We start from the raw sequence: 22087 nt of genomic DNA on the forward strand, positions 1-22087 counted from the left end.
TCGCCGCGACGGACCGAGGCGGCCGCCGGATGCGGTGGCTGGCGGCCTGACCGCTCGGCGGCGTGGTGGCTGCCCCGTCCTCGCCGGCCGCTCCCGGGCGACACGCCCCCGTCCACCCCGGACTGTGGTGAAGCTCGCACCGGTCGGCTCGGCGGACTCCGGCTCCGGCGAGCCGGGGCCGGCACGCCGTGGTGCGTGCGAGGGCGACCGACCGGACCGGGTGTCATGTGAGCTCCGCGTGAGCCGTTGTCCAGCCGGAACCCACCTCGAGGGGCCGGCCGGACCGCGTCCCGTGCTCCCGTCGGCTGCCCGGAACGGATCAGTGTCCGGCGTTCGGCGGATGCCGGTGGAGCACGAGGAGTAGGCGACCGGGCGCGTCCAGTAACACGGTGCCGGCGTGGCGCACGTATAGTTCACCCGGATCGCCCATTGGCACAGAGCGTAATCGGGTTCAGGCTTGAGCGCGAAACGCTGACTCAAGCGCGCTAGGCGCTCTGCGGGACACCCGTGGAGTGCGGTACAACGGATCAGCAGGCACCAGCCAGGTGCGGCTAGCAGACGGGGATGGTCATCGTGAACCTCAAGAAGATCCTCACGTTCGCTGGGATCGCGTTGCTCTTGTTCTTCTTGATCAGCGATCCTGTCGGGTCAGGAGATGTCGTCAACAACATCCTGAACTCGCTCCGCCAGGCGGCCGAGGCCATCATCACCTTCGTCCGCAACCTGTTCTGAGACGTGTCGGGGTCCGGCTGGTCGAGGTGATGGCCAGCCCGGCGGTGTGCACCTCCTCCGGCGGCCGACCCGTCGGCCGTTGACCAGGTCCGAGGCAGTTCTGAGAGTCAGGCGAGGGATGTAGCGGTGCTGGCACCACGAGATCCGGACGAGTACCTGCTCGACTCCGAGCGACGGGTGATCCGGGTTCGCAGGCACTGGGCGAGCATGATGTGGGACGTCTTCGAGGCCGGCGCGCTGCTCGTCGGCCTGATGCTCGTGTCCTACTTAGCCCCCCAGGACTCGGCTCTGATCCAGAACCTGCTCTGGTACGGCGGGCTGGCGGTCGTGCTCCGCTTCTCCTACTACGTCCTCGAGTGGTGGGTGGAGCGGATCGTGATCACGGACAAGCGCTTCATGCTCACCACCGGCGTCTTCACCACCAAGGTCGCCATGATGCCCATCGGCAAGGTGACCGACCTGACCTTCCAACGCACCCTGGGCGGGCGGCTCCTGGGCTACGGGACCGTGGTCGTGGAGTCGGCGGGCCAGGTCCAGGGCCTGGACCGGATCGAGTACACGCCCAACCCCGAGGAGATCAACGACGCGATCTCCGAACTGGTCTTCGGTGAGAAGAAGACCGACAAAAACCGCTTCACCATGCTGAAGGCGCGGCGCGCGGCGCTGGGGCGCCGGCGCGCGCTGAAGGCACGCTAGGTCCTCGGTCAGACTGGAGTGGTGCGCATCGACCTGCATACCCACTCCACCGCGTCCGACGGCAGCGACAGCCCAGAAGAGCTGGTCGCTGCCGCGGCACGCGCGGGACTCGACGTGGTCGCCCTCACCGACCACGACACCACCTTCGGATGGGCGCCGGCCACCGCCGCCCTCCCGCCCGGCCTGCGACTCGTCCCCGGCGCCGAGCTGTCCTGCGTGTCACCCGACGGCAACGGCCGCCACGTCACGGTCCACCTGCTGGCCTACCTGTTCGACGACACCTCGGACGAGCTCGTGGACGAGCAGCTCCGGTTGCGCGCCGAGCGCCGTGAGCGCCTCCTGCGCATGGCCGTGATGATGCGGGAGGACGGGTTTTCCGTCGACCCCGAGCTGCTGCTCGCCGAGCTTCCGGAGAACGCGTCCGCCGGGCGCCCGCACCTGGCCGCCGCCCTGGTGCGCGCCGGCGTCGTGTCCAGCGTGGACGAGGCGTTCGCCCGTTACCTCGGGGCCGGCAGCCCCTACCACCTCCGCCGGGCGGACACCCCGGTGCGCCGGGCGATCGAGATGATCCGGCGGGCGGGGGGTGTCACCGTGCTCGCCCACCCCTTCGCCAGGGCGCGGGGCCCGGTCGTCACCGCCGGAGTGATCGCGGACCTCGCGAGCCACGGGCTGACGGGGTTGGAGGTCAACCACCCCGACCACGATCCCGGGACCCGCGCCGAACTCGCCGGCATCGCCCGCGAGCTCGACCTCGTCACCACCGGTTCCAGCGACTACCACGGGGTCCACAAGTCGCTCCGCATCGGTCAGGAGACCACCGATCCGGAGCAGTTCGAACGGTTGGTCTCCTCGGCGACGGGAAACCACGTGCGAGGTGGTTGAGACGGGCGGGCAGCGGCGGGTCACCGCGAACCCTTCCGGTGGGTGTGCGTACCGTGGCAGCGTGCAGGGGCAGTTGGGCTTGGAAGGCATGCCGAGGGAACTGGTCCGGGTCACCCCGGCCAGGCTCCAACGCTGGGAGGACTGTCCGCGTCGGTACCGCAGGACCTACCTGGACCGGCCCGCACCGGCCCGAGGGAGCGCCTGGGCCCACAGCACGCTGGGGGCCGTCGTGCACAACGTCCTCCGCGCCTACTTCGGGACTCCTCCTGACCGGCGGGATCCCGACGACCTACCGGTCCTGCTCCGCAGGTACTGGAAGGGCGACGGGTTCCGCGACCGGGAACAGGAGGCCGAGTACCGGTCGCGCGCGGCCGGGTGGCTGGACGGGTACGCCCGTCGCCCCGAGGCCTCCGGGGAGCCTCTCGCCCTGGAGCGCTGGGTGTCGGCTCCCACCGGTGGGCTGATCGTCGAGGGCCGGGTGGACCGGATCGACGACCGGGGCGGCCAGCTGGTGGTCGTCGACTACAAGACCGGGCGGCACGTGCTGTCCACCGAGGACGCCCGTGACTCGCGGGCGCTGGCGCTGTACCTCATGGCGGCCCGCCGGACCCTGCGCCGTCCCGGGAGCCGGGTGGAGCTGCACCACCTCCCGACCGGCCGCGTGGTGGCGTGGGAACACGACGAGGAATCGCTGGCCGAGCACCGGAGGTACGCCGAACGGGTCGCGGAGGAACTCGCCGCCGCCGCGTCGGCCCTCGCCGACGGCGCCGACCCCGACGAGCACTTCCCGCCACGACCCGGACGGGGCTGCTCGGTCTGCGAGTTCCGGCGGTCCTGTCCGGAGGGGCGGGCCGCCGCGCCCGACCTGGAACCGTGGGACCTGTTGGCGCCGTGAGCGGGACTCGCCGGCTACCCCGGCCCACGGACGACTCCACGGAGGACACCGACGTCCTCGGCCTCCGCGTGGTTCCCGCGACGTCCGGGGGCGGGTGGGCGAACCGGGGGTGGCGCGGGTTCAGCGGGGCGGTGGCCGCCGGACTGGTGGTGCTCGCCCTGGTCGTGCTCGCCCTCCAGGTCCTCGCGCTCCACGGCGGCTATCCCGGGCCGGGTTACGGCTTCGTGGCACTCCACCTGGGGGCGGGTGTGATCGCCGTCGGGCTCCAGGCGTACGCCGACCGCAGTGCCCGTTCCGCCCGGTGGTGGGCGCCGGTGTTGGTGGTGCTCATCGCCGGGGGGCTGCTCTGGACGGGGTGGTGGCACTGAGCGCCGCCACGCGGGATGCCGGTCTCCGATCGGCCGCGCTGCCTCCGGCGGTCGGCCCGGTCTGACGGGTGGGCGCCGCGTCCGTGCGGGTGGGACGCGCCGCCGGTGCATCAAGCGCGGGGCGGCCCGGGGAGCCGCCTAGCTGAGCAGCCAGCGCTGCCAGGTGGGGACGAGCACGTCCAGCAGCCCCTGCGGGTTGTCCTTGTTGGGGCTGTGGCCCGAGTCCGGGACGGTGACGAAGTCGACGCCCAGCTTCTCGGCCATCTCGCGCTGGGTCTCCACCGACCACACGTCATCCTGTTCGCCGCACACCACGAAGCCGCGGACGCGGTGTTCCTGGAGCCGGGTGGCGAGTTCGGGCACGAGATCGGGTTCGGTGCGCAACGCGGTCGCCATCCCGAGCAGCCCGGCGGGCATGGACGAGACCAGCCGGGCGCGGAGCAGGGTGCGCAGCTCGCGCGGCCTGGCCGACCAGGCCGGGTCGTGCGCCTCGTAGATCTGGGCCGCCGCCTCCACCCCGTGCAGGCGCAGCGCCGGCTCGCACAGCTCGATCAGGGAGAGCCTCGGTCCGGGCGGCAGCGCCGACGGCCCCGACCCGAGCAGGGTGAGCCCCACGGGTTCGGCCCCGGAGAGCACCGCGGCCCGGGCGACCAGCCCCCCGTAGGAGTGGCCGAGCAGCAGGACCCGGCGTCCCTCCGACCGGAGGCGGGAGACGAGGTTGGCGATCACGACCCCGAGCCGGGACGGCCGGTAGGCGTCCTCGTCGTCGGGGCCGTCCGACTGGTACTGGCCGGGCAGGTCGATGGTGAGCACGTCGAAACCCGCCTCGGTGAGCGGGTCGATCAGCGCGGCAAAGTCCTCCTTGGAGCCCGTGTAGCCGGGCAGGAGCACGGCGGTGGCCAGCACCGTGCGGGACTGTGACGTTCCGTGCAGGCCGGACAGCTCACCGTACTCGGTCGGGAGCTGGACCGGGATCGCACGGTGCGGACTCATCTCGGACCCACGCACAACAGTCACTGCATCAGTGTGCCCCATCTCGGACCGATCACGCCCGCCCCGGGCGGGTTCGCCCCGCCACACCCCCCGTGCCGGGCGGCGGTCTCCTCCGACCCGGCGGCGGGCGGACCGGGGTGAGGCCGCCACCGGGAGCAGGGCGGCCCTCGACGGCGCCTGCCGGCCCCACGCGGAGCCGGCAGGCGGCTCGCCCCGAGCCAGGGGAACGGTGGGGTCAGCCGAGCGCCACGACCTCGTCGGCACGTTGTTCCAGCAGCACCGAGCCGAGGACGGCGGTCCGCACCGGACCCGCGTGGCCGCCCCGGTCGACGGGCAGCGTCCCGACCCGCTCCCCGGTGACGGTGTCGACGACGGCGTGGCCGCCCGCTTCGGGGACGAGCAGCCGACCGGCGAGCACCGACCCTGACCCCAGGGTGTCCGGAATGGTCCAGGACGGGCTGAGGTCGGTCAGCGACAGGGCGACCGTGCTCCGCCCCGTGTACCAGTAGACGTGACTGGGTGAGGTCGTCGTCTCCGGAACCTGGGCCGAGGCCCGGTCCAGGTCCTCGGCTGTGGTGTCGACCGGGTACTCCGCCAGCCGGCCTCCCCGCTCGGTGTCGTACACGACGACACGCGAGGGGTCCGGCAGCCAGAGGGCCAGGTGGTCCGAGGTGAGCGCGACGAGCCGCGCCCCGACGTCGTCCAGGGTCTGGCTGTACGTCTCCTCCGGACGATCGCTGTCGTCCGGTTTGGCGGCCAGCAGCGTCACCCGGTCGGTCACGTCGGTGGGACAGCGCTCGATCAGCGCCAGCCGGCCCTCGGCCAGCAGCGTGGACCGGTAGCGGCAGTCGCTCCTGGGCTGCCGGTTCGGGTTCACCACGGCGGGTACGTCCCCGTACTCCAGGGTCATCACCATGTTGGACCCGAAGACCTCGACGAACCGTTCGCCCGTCGTGGCCACGTACCTGCCGTCGGTCACCAGTTCGGTGTCCGGTTCGGAGTCGCCGTGCCGTTGGCCCGCTCGGTCTCCCGTGGCACCGTCCAGCGTGGTCACCTCCGAGCAGAAGTCGCCGCGCCGGTACACGGCGATGGCGCGTTCCCACGCCGCCGACACCGCGCACAACTCCAGGTCACGGGCGTAACGCCAGCGGGGTTCCCCGGTGAGCGCGTCCCGGCCCACGACCTCGCCGCCCGAGGCGGTGGCGACCGCCGGCCCCGCGACCACCGGCGAACCCGTCGCAGGGCTGTCCGCCCGCCAGAGCTCCTGGAGCCCGGCGGGCAACGCGACCGCCGGTTCGGGGGCCACGAGGGGCAGCACGCTCGGTTCCGCCGTCGTCCCGGCAAGGTCGCTGGTGCGCCAGAGCACCGCTCCCAGCACCAGCACGCCCACCATGAGCAGGCTGGCGACGATGATGTCCCCGCGCGTCCGCCGCTCAGGCCTCACCACGTCCCGCCCCTCCGCCCGCGCACCCACCGGTCGTTCGTGATCCCCGCGCCCGCGAGATCAGCCGGCGTTCTCACCCTGCTGCCCGGCGCCGCCGGCGGCGGTCGACTCCCCGGCCGATCCCAGACGGCGCCGCCTCCTGCGGCGCGGAGCACCGCCAGCCGCGGGTTGGTCGGCCGAGCCGGTCTCCTTCACGGCCTGGGACTCCTTGCTCTGCGGGCCGTTCTCGCCACCCACCGCGACCCCGCCTCGGGTGCGGCGACGCTTCCGGCGCGTCGGCGCCGGCCGGTCGGCCGAGTCGGCGTTCCGTTCGGTGCCGCCGGCCCCGCGGTCCCCGCCCCGCCCCCGGGTCGTGGTGCCGTTCCGGCGGCGGCGGTTCCGACCGGTCCGTCCGTTCTGCTCGAGGTCCTCCACCGGCTCGGCGTCCAGACCCGGCCGGGTGCGCCGCCCCAGGGGGAGGCGGCCGGTGGCGTCACGTGGGATGCCGATGTCCTCGAAGAGGTGGTCGGAGGTGGAGTAGGTCTCCACCGGCTCCGGCCGGCCCAGGTCGAGCGCGTCGTTGATCAGCTTCCAGCGGGGTTCCTCGTCCCAGTCGACGAGGGTGACGGCCACGCCCTCGCGGCCGGCGCGCCCCGTCCGGCCGATGCGGTGCACGTAGGTCTTCTCGTCCTCCGGGCACTGGTAGTTGATGACGTGGGTGACGCCCGCCACGTCGATCCCGCGTGCCGCGACGTCGGTCGCCACCAGGATGTCGACCTTGCCGGCCCGGAACGCGCGGAGGGCCTGCTCCCGCGCCCCCTGCCCGAGGTCACCGTGCACGGCGGCGGAGGCGAACCCCCGTTCGGCGAGCTCGTCGGAGATCTTCTGGGCGGTGCGCTTCGTCCGCGTGAAGATCATGCTCAGGCCCCGGTCCTCGGCCTGGAGCACCCGGGAGATCAACTCGGTCTTGTCGAGGGCGTGCGCCCGGTACACGAACTGCTTCGTCCGCTCGTGCACCGCGCCCGCGTCGACCTCCTCGGCTCGGACGTGGGTGGGCTGCCGCAGGAAGGTCCGGGCCAGGGTCACGATCGGCCCGGGCATGGTCGCGGAGAACAGCATCGTCTGCCGCTCGTCGGGGACCATGCCGAGGATGCGTTCGACGTCGGGCAGGAAGCCCAGGTCGAGCATCTCGTCGGCCTCGTCGAGGACCAGCCCCCGGATCTTGCCGAGGACGAGGTGGCGCTGTTCCGCGAGGTCCAGGAGGCGCCCGGGGGTGCCCACGACGATGTCGACGCCGGCGCGGAGCGCCGCGATCTGCGGCTCGTAGGGGCGGCCGCCGTAGACGGCCAGCGTCCGGACCCCGAGGTGCCGGGCGGCGTCGGTGATGTCCCTGGTCACCTGGGTGCAGAGCTCGCGGGTGGGGACGACGATCAACGCCTGCGGCGTGCCGTCTCCGGGCAGCTCGGCCCGCTGGAGCATGGGCACGCCGAACGCCAGGGTCTTCCCGGTTCCCGTCCTGGCCTGGCCGATGACGTCGTCGCCGGCCAGCGCCAGCGGCAGGGTGAGCTGCTGGATGGGGAAGGCGTGGGTGATGCCCGCCTCGTCGAGCGCGCGTGCGATCGCGGGGAGGACCCCCAGCTCGGCGAACGTCGGTGCCGCCGGCTCGGGTGGCGCGGACGCGTGCAGCGGGTGCGGGGCCGGCTGGGTGTTCTCAGCGCCGGTCTCGCTGTGGTCGATGCGCACCTCGTCGGGAGACCAGTTCCCAGCGGAGACCGTGGTCCCCGGTGTGTCGGTGTCGGTGTCGTTGTTCGTTGTCAGAGTGATCGCCTCTCTCGTACCAGCGCGCACGGCTGTGGCAGGGCGCTCGACCACGGTCACGACACGTGAGCGACGTGCTCGTCGGTGTCCGGCGCGGGAGGGCCGAGGTTTCAGTGCGCGCACTCTGTGCACATGGCGGCCTGGCCGCCACAGTTTGTGTGTGCATCCGGTGGCACCGCCGCTCGTGAACGCCGCCGCGCGAGGAACCGGCTGGCTGGCGGTGCGCGATGACCGGCACATGCATCACCGTCAGGTTACCCCGAGAGGGCAACCAACCCCAGTACGCCGGACACGCGTCCTGGTCGCGTCGCTCACAGGGCCCTGCGCGGGGGAGCGCGCCACCGCCGCGCGGGTGGGAAACCAGGGGCCCCGCGACTAGGCTCCGCGACCATGACCACGTCTGATCGGCCCGCCCGCGAGCAGGGGGACCTCCGCCCCGACCGAGGACCCGCCGCCACCCCGGTAGCGGACGGGGTCGTCGACCTGCTGGGGGTGCTGGCCTACGGAGAGCTGTCGGCCTTCGACCGGCTGGCCGAGGACGCCCGAACCGCGCCGACGCTGGCGGGCCGCGCCGCGCTGGCGAACATGGCCGCCGCCGAGATGGGCCACTACCGGCGCCTCGAGGAGTACCTGAGGACGGTGGACGTCCCCATCGAGGACGCGATGCGCCCCTTCGCGAAGCCCTTCGACGACTTCCACGCCTCCACGGCTCCACGGTCCTGGCTGGAGTCCCTGGTCAAGGCATACGTGGGCGACGGTCTCGCCGCGGACTTCTACCGGGAGGTGGCGAACTGGCTCGACCCCGGCACCCGGGACCTCGTCCTGGAGGTGCTGGCCGACACCGGGTACTCGGCCTTCGCCGAACGTGAGGTCCGGGCGGCCTGTGAACGGGACCGGTCCCTGCGCGACCGCCTGACGCTCTGGGCGCGCCGCCTGCTCGGGGAGGCCGTCACCCAGGCTCAGCGGGTGGCCGCCGAGCGCGACGGGCTCACGGAGCTGGTCATCCGGGGGTCGGGGGACCTGGCCGGCATCGGCGCGTTGCTCCGGCGCCTCCAGACCACCCACACCAAGCGGATGGGGGCGCTCGGCCTGGGGTGACGGCGGAGCCGCTGCCCGCCGGGGCGACGGGCGGTGCCGGCCCGTCACCTGATCGAGAACCGGACCGGGACCGCGCGGGGGACCGCGAACGCCGCGCCCGGACCGGGGAGTTCGACGACGAACGGGTGCGCGCCGGGTGAGGCGCGAATTCCATTAGCCTGGCCCGGTTGGTTCAGTATCGACGACCGGAGGTCGGCGTGGAGGTCAAGATCGGTGTGGCGGACAGCTCGCGGGAGCTCGTCCTCACCAGCTCGCAGACACCGGACGAGGTGGAGACGGTGGTCAGCGACGCGCTGAGCGGCGATCAGAAGCTGCTCAGCCTGGTTGACGACAAGGGGCGTCGCTTCGTCGTGCCGACCGCGCGGGTCGCCTACGTCGAGATCGGCCCCGCGGACGCCAGGCGGGTCGGGTTCGGCATCGCCTGATCTCGACCGGGCCGTGTCCCACCTCGGGGCGCGGCCCGCCCGCCGGCGGGACCGGCGGACCGCCCCTCGGCGAGGGTCAGGGGTGCTGCAGGGGGAACCCGCTGATGCCCCGCCAGGCGAGGCTGGCGATCAGCTCGACCGCCTCCTCCTGGGGGACGAGCCGGTTCCTCGTCAACCAGTAGCGCGCGGTCACCTGGCTCAGGCCCACCAGGCCCATCGCGACGAGGCTCGCGCGTTCCGGGTCGAGACCGGCGTCGGCGGTGACGGCCTCGGCGATCAGCTCGACGCAACGGGACATCGCGTGGTCGATGGTCTGCTCCACGGCCGCCTCGCCCCGCAGGTCCGACTCGAAGACCAGTCGGAACGACCCGTCCTCGGAGTTCACGAAGTCGAAGTACGCGGCCACCGCGGCGTGCACCCGCAGCTTGTTGTCCGTCGTCGACTCGATCGCGGCGTTCACCCGGCTGACCATCTCCTCCACCTTCTGCTGGAGCAGAGCGAGGTAGAGCTCCAGCTTGCCGGGGAAGTGCTGGTAGAGGACGGGTTTGCTGACGCCGGCCCTGTCGGCGATCTCGTCCATCGCCGCGGCGTGGTAACCGTTGGCGACGAACACGTCCTGCGCGGAGGCGAGGAGCTGCGCCCGCCTCTCCGTGCGGGGCAACCGGACCCCGCGGCCCGCCTGCTCCGCGGATTCGCGCGTGGTTTCCGTCATGTCTTTCTCGCCTCCAGCGTGTCCCGCACACCGTGCGGTGGTCCTGGCTCCGCCAGTTGCCTGACCTTACTCGCAGGTAGTCGCAGTTGTGCGGCACGGCTGCGGACGGGGGCGTCACCTGTCCGGGTGGGCGGTACCCGTTCGGGCGGATTCGCTGGCGCTGCCGCCCCGGTCCGCCCTTGGCATGCTGGAGGTATGACGGTGCCGACGTGGGGCGCGTGGGGCGCCCGGTTGCGGAGCCAGCTCACGGCGGCCCGGGCACAGCTCGTCCGATGGCAGGGGCGCCCGGCCGGGGAGGAGGACCCGAACCGAGCCGCCGGTGGCCGCCCGGACCCGAGGAGATCACTGACCTGGGTGCCCATGTTCACCGGAGAGGTACCGGCCGTCGATCTCCGACGGCCCCCCTGGCCGGGACGGCGTGTCGAGGTGGGGCGGGGGCGCGTCCACGTGCGGGAGACGCCGAGCAGCTCCCCGCTGGAGGCGGCGCCCGTCGTGTGCGTGCACGGGCTGGCCGGTTCCGCCACCAACTGGACCGACCTCGCCGGTGTCCTCGCCGTCCGACACCCGACCCTCGCCGTGGACCTCCCCGGTTTCGGGCGCTCCGAGCCCCCGGACGACTTCGGTTACCGCCTCGACGAGCACGCCGCCGTCCTCGCCGAGACCCTGCGGCGGCTCGCCAAGGGGCCGGCCCACCTGGTGGGGAACTCCTTCGGGGGGCTGGTCTGCGCCGAGGTCGCCGCCCGCTGGCCCGAGCTGGTCCGCACCCTGACCCTGGTCTCGCCGGCCGTGCCCGACCTGAGGCCGAACCCGGGACGGCTGTCCGAGCCCCGCTACCCGCTGACCTTCCTCCCGGTGTTGGGTCCCCGGGTGCGGCGTGCACTGGCCCGGGTACCGCCGGCTCGCCGCGCCGAGCAGCTGCGCCAGTTGTGCTTCGCCCGGCCGGAACTCGTGCCCACCCACCGGCTCACCGAGCTCGCCGACGAGCTCGCCGAGCTCGGCCGCAACCCCTGGGCCGGCGTCGCCCTGGGGGAGACCTCGCTGCACATGATCAGGAGCTGGTTGGCCTCCGGTGCGCGGTCGCCCTGGCGGGTGCTGCGCCGGGTGCGGACCCCGGCGCTGGTGGTCTGGGGTGCCGAGGACCGCCTGGTCAGCGTTCGCAAGGCGACCCGAACCGCGTTGGCGCTCCCCCGCGCCCGGCTGCTCGTGCTCCCCAGGACCGGGCATGTCGCGCAGATGGAACAGCCGGTGGCGGTGGGGCGGGCGGTCCTCGGCATGATCGACGCCGTCGCGAACGGCCGGTGGGAGCCCGACGGTGGGAATTCACCCACATCCGCCGCCGACACCAGGGTAGGAGGAAATGTTCTCCGTGCCTGATGTGGCACGCTTTGCGACGTGGCACCGATGAACCCCGACGCCGGTGGTCCCGGCCGCCCCCGGCCCACCTCCCGAGGATCGGACAATCGGAGGCCGGCGCAGCGGCGCCCCAGCGAGAAGCGTTACCAGCGGGACTCGAGACGGACCACGGGAGAACCGCTGGCCGCCTCCTGGACCCCGGAGGCCGAGCCCGAGGACCGAGCGGCGGCCCCATCGCAGGCCGTCGACGGCGGCGAGGAGACCCCGCCCGGTCGTCCCCAGGCCCGCCGGGCGCCGAGTTGGCGGGTGTACGCCCTCCCCGTGCTGCTCGTGTTGACCATCATCGTGGCGGTCGACGTGGCGAGGACCCCGGGGGAGGACACCGAGCACGCGGCGGAGGGAGCGCCGAACGCCGGCGCCACCGGAGGAGCGGGCGGCGCCCCGAACACGGAACCGTCGGAGCCCAGCGTCAGCTTCGACGCCAACCCGTCCTTCGACCCGGACGTCATCTCGGCGGAACTCCCGAACGGCGGCCCCTTCCCGACGACGGGCGCGGGGACCTACGACATCGTGCCCGGGCGCTCCGAGCCGGTGGGGGAGGGGGACTCCCTGCACCGCTACACCGTCGAGTACGAGGTCGGTTTCGACGTGCCCCTCGACGTGGAGGCCTACGCGAGCACGGTGGAGGCCACCCTCTCCGACCCCCGCAGCTGGATCGGAGACGGAGCCATCTCGGTGCAACGGGTGGACACCGTCGAGGAGGCCGACTTCCGGGTCATCCTGATCTCGCAGGCGCACGCCAAGCTCAAGTGCGGTGGCGGCGTCGACTTCGAGGCGTCGTGCCGGCGTCCCGAGGGCGTGTTCCTCAACGCCGCCCGCTGGGTTCGCGGCAGCCGCGCCTTCGAGGGAGCGGTCGCGCAGTACCAGGCCTACCTGATCAACCACGAGGTCGGCCACTACTTCGGCCACGGCCACGTCCCGTGCTATGAGGACGGCGGGCTCGCGCCGGTGATGATGCAGCAGAGCTGGAGCACGAGCAACGACGAGCTGCACGAGCTGATCGAGGGCACCGGGCAGGGCGGCCAGGCCATCCCGGCGGACGGCAAGGTGTGCAAGCCCAACGGCTGGCCGTACCCGACCGTCGAGTGATCCTTCCCCGGGTGCGCGGCGGCTGGTTCCGCCCCTCTGCGCGCCGGTGACGTCCACTGGGTGGGACGGGAATTCCGGTGGCGTGTCCGCGCGTTCCCCCGGAAAGGCACACTGTGCCGGTCTCGCCGGTGACGAGGAGGACAGCCAATGCCAGGGGCGACGCTACCGCCGCTTGTCGAACCCGCCGAGGAATTGACCAGGGAGGAGGTCGCCCGCTACAGCAGGCACCTGATCATCCCGGACGTCGGGATGGAGGGGCAGAAACGGCTCAAGAACGCCAGGGTGCTGGTGATCGGAGCCGGGGGCCTGGGCAGCCCCGCGCTGCTGTACCTGGCCGCGGCCGGGGTGGGGACGCTCGGGATCGTCGACTTCGACGAGGTCGACGAGTCCAACCTGCAGCGGCAGATCATCCACGGCCAGTCCGACCTCGGCAAGCCCAAGGCCGAGTCGGCCCGTGAGTCGATCGCGGAGACCAACCCCTTCGTCACCGTGAACGTCCACCGCGTCCGGCTGGACTCCAGCAACGCGCTGGACATCTTCCGCGACTACGACCTCATCCTGGACGGCACCGACAACTTCGCGACCCGCTACCTGGTCAACGACGCGGCGGTCCTGCTCGGCAAGCCCTACGTGTGGGGCTCGATCTTCCGGTTCGAGGGGCAGGTCAGCGTCTTCTGGGCGGAACACGGCCCGCAGTACCGCGATCTCTACCCGGAGCCGCCACCCCCCGGCATGGTCCCGTCCTGCGCCGAGGGCGGTGTCCTCGGCGTGCTGTGCGCCTCCATCGGTTCGGTGATGGTCACCGAGGCGATCAAGTTGATCACCGGGGTGGGCGAGACCCTCCTGGGCCGCCTGATGGTGTACGACGCACTGGAGATGAGCTACCGGACGATCCGGATCCGGCGCGACCCCAACGCCGAGCCGGTCACCGAGCTGATCGACTACGACTCCTTCTGCGGCGTCGTGCCCGAGGACGCCCAGCAGGCCGCGGCCGACCACACCATCACCCCCAGGGAGCTCAAGGAGAAGTTCGACCGGGGCGAGAAGTTCAGCCTCGTCGACGTGCGGGAGCCCCACGAATACGAGATCGTCCGGATCCCCGGTTCGGTGCTGATCCCCAAGGACCGCATCCTCTCCGGCGAGGCCCTCTCGGAACTTCCGCAGGACCGGCCCATCGTCCTGCACTGCAAGTCGGGTGTGCGGTCGGCGGAGGCCCTGGCGGCGTTGCACCGGGCGGGTTTCTCCGACGCCAGCCACGTCGGGGGTGGTGTGCTCGGCTGGGCCAGGGAGGTGGACCCCGGCCTGCCCACGTACTGACCACTCGGCCGGGGAGGGCGACCACCCGCCCACGCCGGGCCGACCTGGGTTTCTACCGCGTCGCGGGGTACCCACGGTAGCGTGCCTACCCGTGAGTGTGACCCCCGAGCCGCCGCCGTTGCACGTGCGTGCGGCGTTCGGTGCCAGGGATGACGAGCCGGAACCACTGGATCCGGCCGGCGTGTGGCGGTGCGGGGAGATCGTCCTCAAACCGGTGTCCAACCCGGCCGAGGCGGCGTGGACGGCCACGGTCCTGGGGGCTCTGCACCCCGACGACCTGCGGCTGTCCCGGTCGGTGCGGTCGTCGGACGGGCGGTGGGTCGTGTCGGGCTGGGCGGCGTCCCGGTTCCTGACCGGGCAGCCGGAGGCCCGGCACGACGAGGTCGTCGCCGTGTCCCTCCGGTTGCACGACGCCACCGCCGGACTCGCCCGTCCCCGGTTCCTCGACGAACGACGGGACGTCTTCTCGGTCGCCGACCGGATGGCGTGGGGGGAGGAGGAGACCACCCTCGAACCGGACCGGGGCGGACGGCTGTTCGAGGTGCTGCTGGGATCCCGGCGGCGCTCCCGGCTCCGCGCGCAGGTCGTGCACGGCGACCTGTTCGGCAACGTGCTGTTCAGCCGGGACTCCTCGCCGGGGATCATCGACTTCACGCCGTACTGGCGGCCGACCGAGTGGGCCGCCGCCGTGGTGGTGGTCGACGGGCTCGCCTGGGGAGGAGCTGACCCGGGACTGATCCGCAGGTGGTCGCACCTCCCCGAGTGGGAGCAGTCACTGCTGCACGCCCTGCTGTTCCGGCTGGCGGTCAACGCCCTGCACCCCCGGTCCACGCCGCAGTCCCTCGCCGGGCTGGAACGTGCCACCCAACTCGTGCTCGAGGTGCTCTGAGGACGCGCGTCCTCGGCGGTGTTCAGGCCTCGGGGCGCACTCGTCCGAGGCCGGCCAGCACCGGCACGGTGCTTTCCTGGCGCACCTCCTCGACGGGGTGGTCCGGCCGCCAGTCCCCCACGGGCACCACCCCGGGCGGCACCAGGTCGACCCGGTCCCAGAGGGCGTGGACAGCGGCCACCGTCCGCAGCACCACCGGCGCCCAGGTCTCACTCGTCCGGCCCTCCGCGCCGGGCCACCCCTCACTGGTCGGGTGCGCCAACGCCAGGTAGCTGCCCGCCACCATGCGGTCCAGGTAGCCGTCGAGCACGTCCCCGATCGGTTCCGGTAGGGCGGGCAGTACGTCGGTCAGCAGCACGCCCAGGGGTTGGTCCGGGTCGATCACGGCCCGCACCTCCTCGTGCTCGAACACCAGGGCCGGTGACCGGAGGTCACTGAGGACGGCGGCGGTGTTCGGGACCAGCCGGACCATGTGCCTGGCGTGCGCGACGGCCATCGGGTCGATGTCCACGTAGACCACTCGCGCCGGCCGCCCGCTGGCCGCGGCGACCTCGTGGACGCTGCCCACTCCCGGCAGCCCCGCACCGAGGTCGAGGAACTGGCGCACGCCCTGGTCGAGCAGGTACCGCACCGCGCGTCCCTGGAAGGAGCGGGTCTGGTGGACGGCCCGTCGGATGCCGGGGACCTCCGACTCGAGCACGTCCGCCGCCTCCCGGTCGACGGCGAAGCTGTGCGCTCCCCCGAGCAGGTGGTCGACGACGCGGGCCAGACCGGGGGCACCGAGATCGACTCGTGCCAGGTCAGGGCCATCCGAGTCCATCCAACACCCCAGTCAGCCGAACGTTGACGACGCAACCGCCGAAATCCTAGGCGGCCCACCCGCTCAGGTGAAATTTTCGATCTTCACCTGAGCGGGGCCGTTGGCGGGGTGCGTCCGGCGTCCGGAACGGGACGGGCACCCTGGTCAGCGCGACGAGGAGACGCGAGGATGGACCGATGGCGCAGGACCACCGCCCGCTGCTCGGGCTGACCGTGGGGGTGACGGCGGCCCGCCGGGCCGAGGAGCTGGGAGACCTGCTGGGCCGGCGGGGGGCCCGCGTGGTGTACGGGCCGGCGATCCGCAGTGTCGCCCTCGCCGACGACGAGCGGCTCGCGGCCGCCACGGCGGAGGTGCTCGCCGGCCCGGTGGACCTGGTGGTGGTGATCACCGGAGTGGGCTTCCGGGGGTGGCTGGCCACCGCCGAGGACCGTGGGCAGCGCGAGAGCCTGCTGGCCCGTCTCGGGGCGGCCGAGGTGCTGGCCCGGGGGCCCAAGGCGCGCGGGGCCGTGCGGGGTGCCGGGCTGCCCGATCCGTGGACGGCGGGCTCCGAGACGGTCGCCGAGGTCCTCGACGAGCTGCTCGGCCGGGACCTCGCCGGCCGGCGGATCGCGGTCCAGGAACAGGGTGAGCCGATGACCGAGTTCTGCGAGGCTCTCCGTGGCCGGGGCGCCGAGGTCATCCCGGTCGGCGTCTACCGGTGGACCGACCCGGCGGACGTGGGCCCCCTGGACGCGCTGATCGACGCCGTCGGCCGCGCCGAGATCCACGCGTTGACCTTCACCAGCGCCCCGGCGGCCACGAACCTGCTGCGCCGGGCCGAGCGGACCGGCAGGGGCGAGCTGCTCCGACAGGCGCTGCGGACCACCTGCCTCGTGGCGTGCGTGGGGCCGGTCACCGCGGCACCCCTCGAGCGCGAGGGGCTGCCCACCCGCATCCCGGACCGGCCCAGGACCGGGGCCCTCGCGCGCCAGGTGGAACGGGAACTCCCGGCCTTCGTCGCGGGGCTCCGCACCAGCTGACCGGTGACCCGGTGACCCACCTGGCGGCCCGGTGACCCGGTGCCCCGTTGGACCGGTGGTCCGGCGGCTCGACGGGACCCCGCCGGGAAGGCGGGGCGCGTCTAGTCCCAGAGCCCCGACTGGCCCGGTGGCGCCGGCCGCCACCGGTACTGGCGCATGTCCACCCGCCGGTCCCGCGCCAGCACACCCTCGGCGCGCAGCCGTTCGAGCTGCCGCCCCGCGAGGTGGGATGCGACGGTCCCGTCCGCACGCAGCACCCGGTGCCACGGCAGGTCCGCACCGTCCTCGGCCAGGATCCGGCCCACCAACCTGGGCGACGGCGCACCCGCGAGCTCGGCCACATCGCCGTAGCCCAGCACGCGCCCGGCGGGAATCGACCGGACGACCTCCCGGACCCGCTCCACCAGTTCGTCGTTCACCCGGTTTGCCTACCACAGGACTCCCCGCCGCCCTCGGCGCAGGACGTCCCGGTCGCCGCCGGTGTGCCCAGGCCCCCGCGCGACACGCCGGACGCGCGCGCCACGCCGTCGGGGTGGCGTGGTTGCATCGGGGGCATGAGCCCGCCCGCAGCCGCCCTGGTCCGCGCCCGTCAGGACGACGGCACGCCGCGCCAGTGGGACCAGGCGGCGCTGCGGGTGCTCCACCACGGCACGGGTCTGCTGCGCGTGCTGGGCGGACCGGGCACCGGGAAGACCACGTTGCTCGCCGAGGCCGCCGCTCACCGGATCCTCTCCGGGAGCGACCCGGAGAGCGTGCTGGTGCTGACCTCGGGCCGGCGGGCCGCGGCGGAGCTGCGGTCCCGGATCACCGGCCTGGTCGCGGCCGGGGCGGGGGGGACGGCCTCACCGGTGACGGTGCGGGAGCCGATGGTGCGCACCGTCCACTCCTACGCGTTCGGGATCCTGCGCCGCGAGGCGCTTCTCGTCGGCGCCCCCCCACCCCGGTTGCTGTCGGGGCCCGACCAGGACGCGGTGATCCGCGACCTGTTGGCCGGCGACGTGGGTGACGGCGCGCCGAACTGGCCGGCGCACCTCCGGCCGGCACTGCTGCATCCCGGCTTCGCCGCGGAACTCCGAGACCTGCTGCTGCGCGCCGCCGAACGCGGACTCGGCCCCGAGGACCTGGCCGAACTGGGGGAACGGCACGGCGTCGCGGAGTGGGTCGCGGCCGGACGGTTCGGGGAGCAGTACGAACAGGTGAACCTGCTGCGCGCCGCGTCAGGAAGCGCGTCGCCGCACGCGGCGGCACCGGCGATGGACGCGGCGGAACTCGTCTCCAGCGCCCTGGGGGCGCTGGACGCCGACGACGAACTCCTCGCGGCCGAACGCGCCCGGGTCCGCCACCTGTTCGTCGACGACGCCCAGCACCTGGACCCGCTCCAGTACCACCTCGTCCGCAAGGTGGGCGACGGCGCGCGGGAGCTGGTGCTGGCCGGTGACCCCGACCAGACGGTGTTCTCGTTCCGGGGGGCCGATCCCCGGGGACTGCTGGACGCCGACCCGGACGGGCGGCGCACCACCGTCCTCACCATCGACCACCGCATGTCCCCCGCCGTCCGCCAGGCGGTGCGGCGGCTCTCCGCGCGGCTGCCCGGAACGGGGCCGCAGCGGGACCTGCGCGGGCCGGCCGAGGCGGGCACCGGCGGCGGGAACGAGAACGACCAGGACGTGCCAGCCCGGGGGGTGGACGGCGACGAGGCGGGCGCGCCCCGGACACCCCCCGGCACGATCCGGAGCACCGATCCCGACGACCACGACGACATCGGGAGCGTGCGGGTCCGGGTGTTGGGCACCGCCGCGCAGGAGGCCTCCTGGATCGCGGACGAGTTCCGGCGGGCACACCTCCTCGACGGCGTTCCGTGGTCCAGCATGGCCGTCGTCGTGCGCTCGGCCACCCGCGCGTTGCCCGTGCTGCGGCGTTCACTGGCCGCCGCAGGCGTTCCGCTGGCCATGTCGGCCAGCGAGGTCCCCCTCGCCCAGCAGCACGCGGTCCGGCCCCTCGTCGAGGTGCTGCGCTGCGCGGGGGACCCCGACGCGCTCACCGAGGACACGGCCACCTACCTGCTGGGATCGCAGCTGGGCGGGGCCGATCCGCTGACGATGAAGAGGGTCCGACGTGAACTCCGCCGGCTCTCACTGGCCGCCGGCGTGGAACGGCCGTCGGGGGAGCTCCTCGTCGAGGCACTGCGCGACCGGGACACCCTGGTCGGGCTCGACGAGCGGACCTCGGCCCCGGTGCGCGCCGTCGCCGAGGTGCTGCTGGCGGCCAGGACCGCCGTCCTCGACGGCGCCGACGTCGAGGAGACGCTGTGGCGGGCCTGGGAGGCCAGCGGACTCCAGGAGCGGTGGGTCGCCTGGTCCCGCCGGTCCGGGCCGGTGGGTGCCCAGGCCGACCGGGACCTCGACGCCGTCCTGGCCCTCTTCGACGCCGCCGCACGCTTCGCCCACCGCAGCGTCGGCAAGGGACCGGCGGCCTTCGCCGAGGAGCTGATCGACCAGCAGATCGTCGGGGACTCCCTCGCGCCCACCGCCCCGGTGGGGGAGGCGGTGAGCGTGCTCACCGCGCACGCCGCGGCCGGCAGGGAGTGGACGGTCGTCGCCGTCCCCGGCGTGCAGGAGGGCAGCTGGCCGGACCTCCGGCAGCGGGGCACGCTCCTGCGCGTGGAACGGCTCGTCGACCTCCTGGCCGGGTTGCCCCTCGACGTCCCGGTGTCCCCCACCGCGCCCCTGCTGGCGGAGGAACGCCGGCTGTTGCTGCTGGCGGCGAGCCGGGCGACCCGCACCCTGCTCGTCAGCGCCGTGCGGGGGGAGGACCAGCAACCGTCCCGGTTCCTCGACGAGGTGGACGGCGTGGACACCGACGCCGACCAGGAGGGGCCGCGCCAGCTGTTCCGGCCTCCCCGCGGCCTCGGACTGGCCGAGCTCGTCGCCGAACTCCGGGGCGTGGTCTGCGCGCCGGTGGAGGAGGACGAGGATCCGGAGCGGCGTGACCGGGCGGCGGCGGCCCTCGCCGAGCTCGCCGTGGCCGGGGTACCAGGAGCCGACCCCGCCTCCTGGTACGGGCTCGGCGAGCCCTCCACCGACGACCCGTTGTGGCCGGAGGGCGAGGCGCTGCGCGTCTCCCCCTCCACGGTGGACGTCCTGACCCGGTGCCCGCTGCGATGGGTGGTGGAACGCCACGGAGGGCAGGACGAGGCGCAGCTGGCCTCGCTGACGGGCACCCTGGTGCACGCGCTGGTCGAACGGGCGGCGACGGGAGCCACGGCGGCCGAGCTGCGCGCCGAACTGGACCGGGCCTGGGAGTCGGTCGACGCGGGCGCGCCCTGGTTCTCCCGCCGCGAGCGCCGCCGGGTCGAGGCGATGCTCGACTCGTTCCTGGCCTGGTTCACCAGCAGCCGCGCCGAGCTCACCCAGGTGGCGGTGGAACACCCGATGGACCTCAAGATCCCCCCGGACCGCCCCGGCGGGGCGTGGCTGCTCGTCCGGGGTCGGGTCGACCGGCTGGACGTCGACGCGGAGGGGCGCCCCGTCGTGGTGGACATCAAGACGGCTCGGGCCGCCGTCAGCGCGAAGACCGCCGAGGAGCACCCGCAGTTGGCCGTTTACCAGCTCGCGGCGGCCCTGGGGGCCTTCAGCGAATTCGGCCCTGCGGACGACGACGAGACCGGGGAACGCGTCGTCCAGCCCGGGGGCGCGCGCCTGCTCTACGTGGCCAAACCGGACGCCAGATCCGGTTCGGCGACGGAACGGGCCCAACCACCGCTGGACGACGAGGGTGTCCGCCAGTGGCTGGGCACGGTGCGCGCGGCGGGGGAGGCCAGCCGTGGCCCTCGCTACGACGTCAACGAGAGCGAGGACTGCGACCGGTGCCCCGCGCGGTTCAGCTGCCCCCTCCACCCGTCCGGTCGCCAGGTCGGGGAGTGAGGGCACCGCGTTCGGCGGCCGGTGCGGCCGCGCGAGGCGGGGGAGTCGGCGTGAGGAGCTCGCGCCCGGGGTTCAGAATCGGGGTATGACGGTCACGGCGGAACGCGGCAGCGACCTGATCGGGCCGGTGGAACTGGCACGCGAGCTCGGGTTGGCCGTTCCCACTCCCGAGCAGGTCGCCGTCATCGCGGCGCCGGTCGAACCCGCCCTGGTGATCGCCGGCGCCGGGGCCGGGAAGACGGAGACGATGGCCGCGAGGGTGGTGTGGCTGGTCGCGAACGGCATCGTCGCTCCGGAGCGCGTCCTCGGGCTGACCTTCACCCGGAAGGCCGCCGGGCAGCTGGGCGACCGGGTGCGGGCGCGGCTGCGCCGGTTGGCCGCCTCACCGCTGCTCGACCGGCTCGACCCGAGCGGGGGCCGCAGGGCCGCCCTCCTCGCCTCCGACCCGACGGTCCTCACCTACCACGCCTACGCCGGGAGGCTGGTCGCCGAGCACGGCCTGCGCATCCCGGTCGAACCGGGTGCCCGACCGCTCACGGAGACGGCCGCCTGGCAGTTGGCCCACCGGGTCGTCTCCACCTGGACCGAGGACATCGACACCGACAAGGTCCCGGCCACCATCACCAACCTGGTGTTGGAGCTGTCGGGGGAACTCGCCGAGCACCTCGTGGACCCCGACGACCTGGCCCGGTGGACAACCCGGTTCGTGGACGCGGTGGAGAACGCGCCGCGCGCAGCCCGGCAACGCGCGGGACTGCCGAGGGATCTCCAGCAGGTCCTCGCCACCCAACGGCTCCGGGTCGCTCTGCTGCCCCTGCTCGCCGACTACGCGCGCCGGAAGCGGCGTGCGGGCGCCGTCGACTTCGCCGACCAGATGTCGCTGGCGGCGCGCCTGGCCACCGACCACCCTGAGGTCGTCTCCGGTGAACGGTCGAGGTTCGGCGCCGTCCTGCTCGACGAGTACCAGGACACCGGGCACGCCCAGCGCGTCCTGTTGCGAGCGTTGTTCGGCGGGTCGGAACCGATGCCGGTGACCGCCGTCGGTGACCCGGTGCAGGCGATCTACGGGTGGCGTGGCGCGAGCGCGGCGAACCTGCCCAGGTTCGCCACCGACTTCCCCCGCCTCGACCGGGACGGCGGGTCACGACCCGCTCGGCAGCACCACCTGCTCACCAGCTTCCGCAACCCGCCGGAGGTGCTCGACCTGGCCAACTCGGTCTCCGAGCCCCTGCGGGGCGGCGACGCGTCGGGCTCCGGGTCCGGTGACGGTGACGCCGCCGACGCGGACGCGGACGCGGCGGTTCCGGCGCTGCGGGTTCCCCGGCTGCGCCCCCGCGCCGACGCCGGCCCGGGAGCCGTCTGCCTCGCCCTCACCGAGGACGTCCGGGCGGAACGGGAGTGGGTGGCCAGCCGGATCAGCGCGGAGTGGGAGCGGTCCGTCGCGCGGACAGGTGCGCCGCCCACCACGGCGGTGCTGGTACGACGTCGGGCGGACATGGCCGGGATCGCCTCGGCGTTGCGCGCCCGGGGGCTTCCCGTCGAGGTGGTGGGCCTGGGCGGTCTGTTGGACGAACC

General features: G+C 73.5%; 20 protein-coding genes. 14 read left to right on the forward strand and 6 right to left on the reverse strand.

All coding sequences use genetic code 11. The features are described from left to right. Window positions 1-573: 573 nt before the first annotated feature. The 5 genes from ACTIDRAF_RS34200 (at window position 574) to ACTIDRAF_RS0204690 (ending at window position 3573) form a co-directional block, all read left to right on the forward strand. Window positions 574-732, forward strand: a complete 159-nt coding sequence (locus ACTIDRAF_RS34200; protein ID WP_169533952.1) for a hypothetical protein — start codon at window positions 574-576, stop codon at window positions 730-732. 126 nt (window positions 733-858) lie between these two features. After that, a complete protein-coding gene (locus tag ACTIDRAF_RS0204675) occupies window positions 859-1428 on the forward strand; it encodes a PH domain-containing protein (protein WP_016697552.1) in 570 nt (189 codons plus the stop codon). 21 nt (window positions 1429-1449) lie between these two features. Further along, window positions 1450-2310 (forward strand): PHP domain-containing protein, encoded by an 861-nt coding sequence (locus tag ACTIDRAF_RS0204680; RefSeq protein WP_016697553.1) that lies wholly within the window; start codon window positions 1450-1452, stop codon window positions 2308-2310. Window positions 2311-2371: 61 nt separating this feature from the next. Further along, window positions 2372-3205: a RecB family exonuclease gene (locus ACTIDRAF_RS0204685; protein WP_026065782.1), complete on the forward strand. Its 834-nt coding sequence runs from the start codon at window positions 2372-2374 to the stop codon at window positions 3203-3205. Next, window positions 3202-3573 carry a hypothetical protein gene (locus ACTIDRAF_RS0204690; protein ID WP_016697555.1) on the forward strand — a complete coding sequence of 124 codons (372 nt, stop codon included), beginning with the start codon at window positions 3202-3204 and terminating at the stop codon, window positions 3571-3573. The genes ACTIDRAF_RS0204685 and ACTIDRAF_RS0204690 overlap by 4 nt, the downstream gene beginning before the upstream one ends. A gap of 138 nt (window positions 3574-3711) precedes the next feature. On the opposite strand, the gene ACTIDRAF_RS0204695 is transcribed toward ACTIDRAF_RS0204690, so the two are convergent. From ACTIDRAF_RS0204695 to ACTIDRAF_RS0204705, 3 genes are all read right to left on the reverse strand, one after another. After that, window positions 3712-4590 carry an alpha/beta fold hydrolase gene (locus tag ACTIDRAF_RS0204695; RefSeq protein ID WP_245533441.1) on the reverse strand — a complete coding sequence of 293 codons (879 nt, stop codon included), beginning with the start codon at window positions 4588-4590 and terminating at the stop codon, window positions 3712-3714. Window positions 4591-4801: 211 nt separating this feature from the next. Then, window positions 4802-6013 (reverse strand): Rv3212 family protein, encoded by a 1212-nt coding sequence (locus ACTIDRAF_RS0204700; RefSeq protein ID WP_026065784.1) that lies wholly within the window; start codon window positions 6011-6013, stop codon window positions 4802-4804. A 57-nt stretch (window positions 6014-6070) separates the two neighbouring features. After that, window positions 6071-7732 carry a DEAD/DEAH box helicase gene (locus ACTIDRAF_RS0204705; protein WP_016697558.1) on the reverse strand — a complete coding sequence of 554 codons (1662 nt, stop codon included), beginning with the start codon at window positions 7730-7732 and terminating at the stop codon, window positions 6071-6073. Between the two features lie 465 nt (window positions 7733-8197). Between ACTIDRAF_RS0204705 and ACTIDRAF_RS0204710 the strand changes: the two genes are divergently transcribed. Both ACTIDRAF_RS0204710 and ACTIDRAF_RS0204720 read left to right on the forward strand, forming a co-directional pair. After that, window positions 8198-8905 (forward strand): ferritin-like fold-containing protein, encoded by a 708-nt coding sequence (locus ACTIDRAF_RS0204710; RefSeq protein WP_016697559.1) that lies wholly within the window; start codon window positions 8198-8200, stop codon window positions 8903-8905. A 197-nt stretch (window positions 8906-9102) separates the two neighbouring features. Then, entirely contained in the window at window positions 9103-9330 is a 228-nt protein-coding gene (locus ACTIDRAF_RS0204720) for a DUF3107 domain-containing protein (RefSeq protein WP_016697561.1), read from the forward strand. Between the two features lie 76 nt (window positions 9331-9406). Here ACTIDRAF_RS0204720 and ACTIDRAF_RS0204725 read toward each other — a convergent pair whose 3' ends face one another. After that, on the reverse strand, window positions 9407-10042 hold the full coding sequence (locus ACTIDRAF_RS0204725; RefSeq protein ID WP_016697562.1) for a TetR/AcrR family transcriptional regulator: 636 nt from the start codon (window positions 10040-10042) through the stop codon (window positions 9407-9409). 195 nt (window positions 10043-10237) lie between these two features. Between ACTIDRAF_RS0204725 and ACTIDRAF_RS27240 the strand changes: the two genes are divergently transcribed. The 4 genes from ACTIDRAF_RS27240 (at window position 10238) to ACTIDRAF_RS0204745 (ending at window position 14750) form a co-directional block, all read left to right on the forward strand. After that, window positions 10238-11416, forward strand: a complete 1179-nt coding sequence (locus tag ACTIDRAF_RS27240) for an alpha/beta fold hydrolase (protein ID WP_016697563.1) — start codon at window positions 10238-10240, stop codon at window positions 11414-11416. Window positions 11417-11443: 27 nt separating this feature from the next. Further along, window positions 11444-12544 carry a DUF3152 domain-containing protein gene (locus ACTIDRAF_RS27245; RefSeq protein WP_016697564.1) on the forward strand — a complete coding sequence of 367 codons (1101 nt, stop codon included), beginning with the start codon at window positions 11444-11446 and terminating at the stop codon, window positions 12542-12544. Between the two features lie 147 nt (window positions 12545-12691). After that, window positions 12692-13861, forward strand: a complete 1170-nt coding sequence (gene moeZ / locus ACTIDRAF_RS0204740; protein ID WP_026065785.1) for an adenylyltransferase/sulfurtransferase MoeZ — start codon at window positions 12692-12694, stop codon at window positions 13859-13861. Window positions 13862-13952: 91 nt separating this feature from the next. Then, entirely contained in the window at window positions 13953-14750 is a 798-nt protein-coding gene (locus tag ACTIDRAF_RS0204745) for a TIGR02569 family protein (protein ID WP_083886099.1), read from the forward strand. A 22-nt stretch (window positions 14751-14772) separates the two neighbouring features. Here the strand turns inward: ACTIDRAF_RS0204745 and ACTIDRAF_RS0204750 are convergent, their stop codons facing one another. After that, window positions 14773-15570 carry an SAM-dependent methyltransferase gene (locus ACTIDRAF_RS0204750; protein ID WP_016697567.1) on the reverse strand — a complete coding sequence of 266 codons (798 nt, stop codon included), beginning with the start codon at window positions 15568-15570 and terminating at the stop codon, window positions 14773-14775. A 176-nt stretch (window positions 15571-15746) separates the two neighbouring features. Here ACTIDRAF_RS0204750 and ACTIDRAF_RS0204755 point away from each other — a divergent pair, with 176 nt between their 5' ends. Further along, window positions 15747-16589: a uroporphyrinogen-III synthase gene (locus tag ACTIDRAF_RS0204755; RefSeq protein WP_016697568.1), complete on the forward strand. Its 843-nt coding sequence runs from the start codon at window positions 15747-15749 to the stop codon at window positions 16587-16589. Between the two features lie 101 nt (window positions 16590-16690). On the opposite strand, the gene ACTIDRAF_RS0204760 is transcribed toward ACTIDRAF_RS0204755, so the two are convergent. Next, on the reverse strand, window positions 16691-17008 hold the full coding sequence (locus tag ACTIDRAF_RS0204760) for an MGMT family protein (protein WP_016697569.1): 318 nt from the start codon (window positions 17006-17008) through the stop codon (window positions 16691-16693). 135 nt (window positions 17009-17143) lie between these two features. Between ACTIDRAF_RS0204760 and ACTIDRAF_RS0204765 the strand changes: the two genes are divergently transcribed. Both ACTIDRAF_RS0204765 and ACTIDRAF_RS0204770 read left to right on the forward strand, forming a co-directional pair. Further along, a complete protein-coding gene (locus tag ACTIDRAF_RS0204765; RefSeq protein WP_016697570.1) occupies window positions 17144-20512 on the forward strand; it encodes an ATP-dependent helicase in 3369 nt (1122 codons plus the stop codon). 85 nt (window positions 20513-20597) lie between these two features. Beyond that, window positions 20598-22087: ATP-dependent helicase (locus ACTIDRAF_RS0204770; RefSeq protein WP_016697571.1), on the forward strand; the 1490-nt coding region annotated here is incomplete at its 3' end.

It is taken from the genome of Actinoalloteichus spitiensis RMV-1378 (assembly GCF_000239155.1).
Taxonomy (GTDB): Bacteria; Actinomycetota; Actinomycetes; order Mycobacteriales; family Pseudonocardiaceae; genus Actinoalloteichus_B; species Actinoalloteichus_B spitiensis.

What these genes read in the sequence shown, in the direction of transcription:
- ACTIDRAF_RS0204755 (WP_016697568.1), top strand. Translation starts at nt 15,747, where the DNA reads ATGGCGCAGGACCACCGCCCGCTGCTCGGGCTGACCGTGGGGGTGACG.
- ACTIDRAF_RS0204750 (WP_016697567.1), bottom strand. Translation starts at nt 15,570, where the DNA reads ATGGACTCGGATGGCCCTGACCTGGCACGAGTCGATCTCGGTGCCCCC.
- ACTIDRAF_RS0204710 (WP_016697559.1), top strand. Translation starts at nt 8,198, where the DNA reads ATGACCACGTCTGATCGGCCCGCCCGCGAGCAGGGGGACCTCCGCCCC.
- ACTIDRAF_RS0204725 (WP_016697562.1), bottom strand. Translation starts at nt 10,042, where the DNA reads ATGACGGAAACCACGCGCGAATCCGCGGAGCAGGCGGGCCGCGGGGTC.
- ACTIDRAF_RS0204765 (WP_016697570.1), top strand. Translation starts at nt 17,144, where the DNA reads ATGAGCCCGCCCGCAGCCGCCCTGGTCCGCGCCCGTCAGGACGACGGC.
- ACTIDRAF_RS27240 (WP_016697563.1), top strand. Translation starts at nt 10,238, where the DNA reads ATGACGGTGCCGACGTGGGGCGCGTGGGGCGCCCGGTTGCGGAGCCAG.
- ACTIDRAF_RS27245 (WP_016697564.1), top strand. Translation starts at nt 11,444, where the DNA reads ATGAACCCCGACGCCGGTGGTCCCGGCCGCCCCCGGCCCACCTCCCGA.
- moeZ (WP_026065785.1), top strand. Translation starts at nt 12,692, where the DNA reads ATGCCAGGGGCGACGCTACCGCCGCTTGTCGAACCCGCCGAGGAATTG.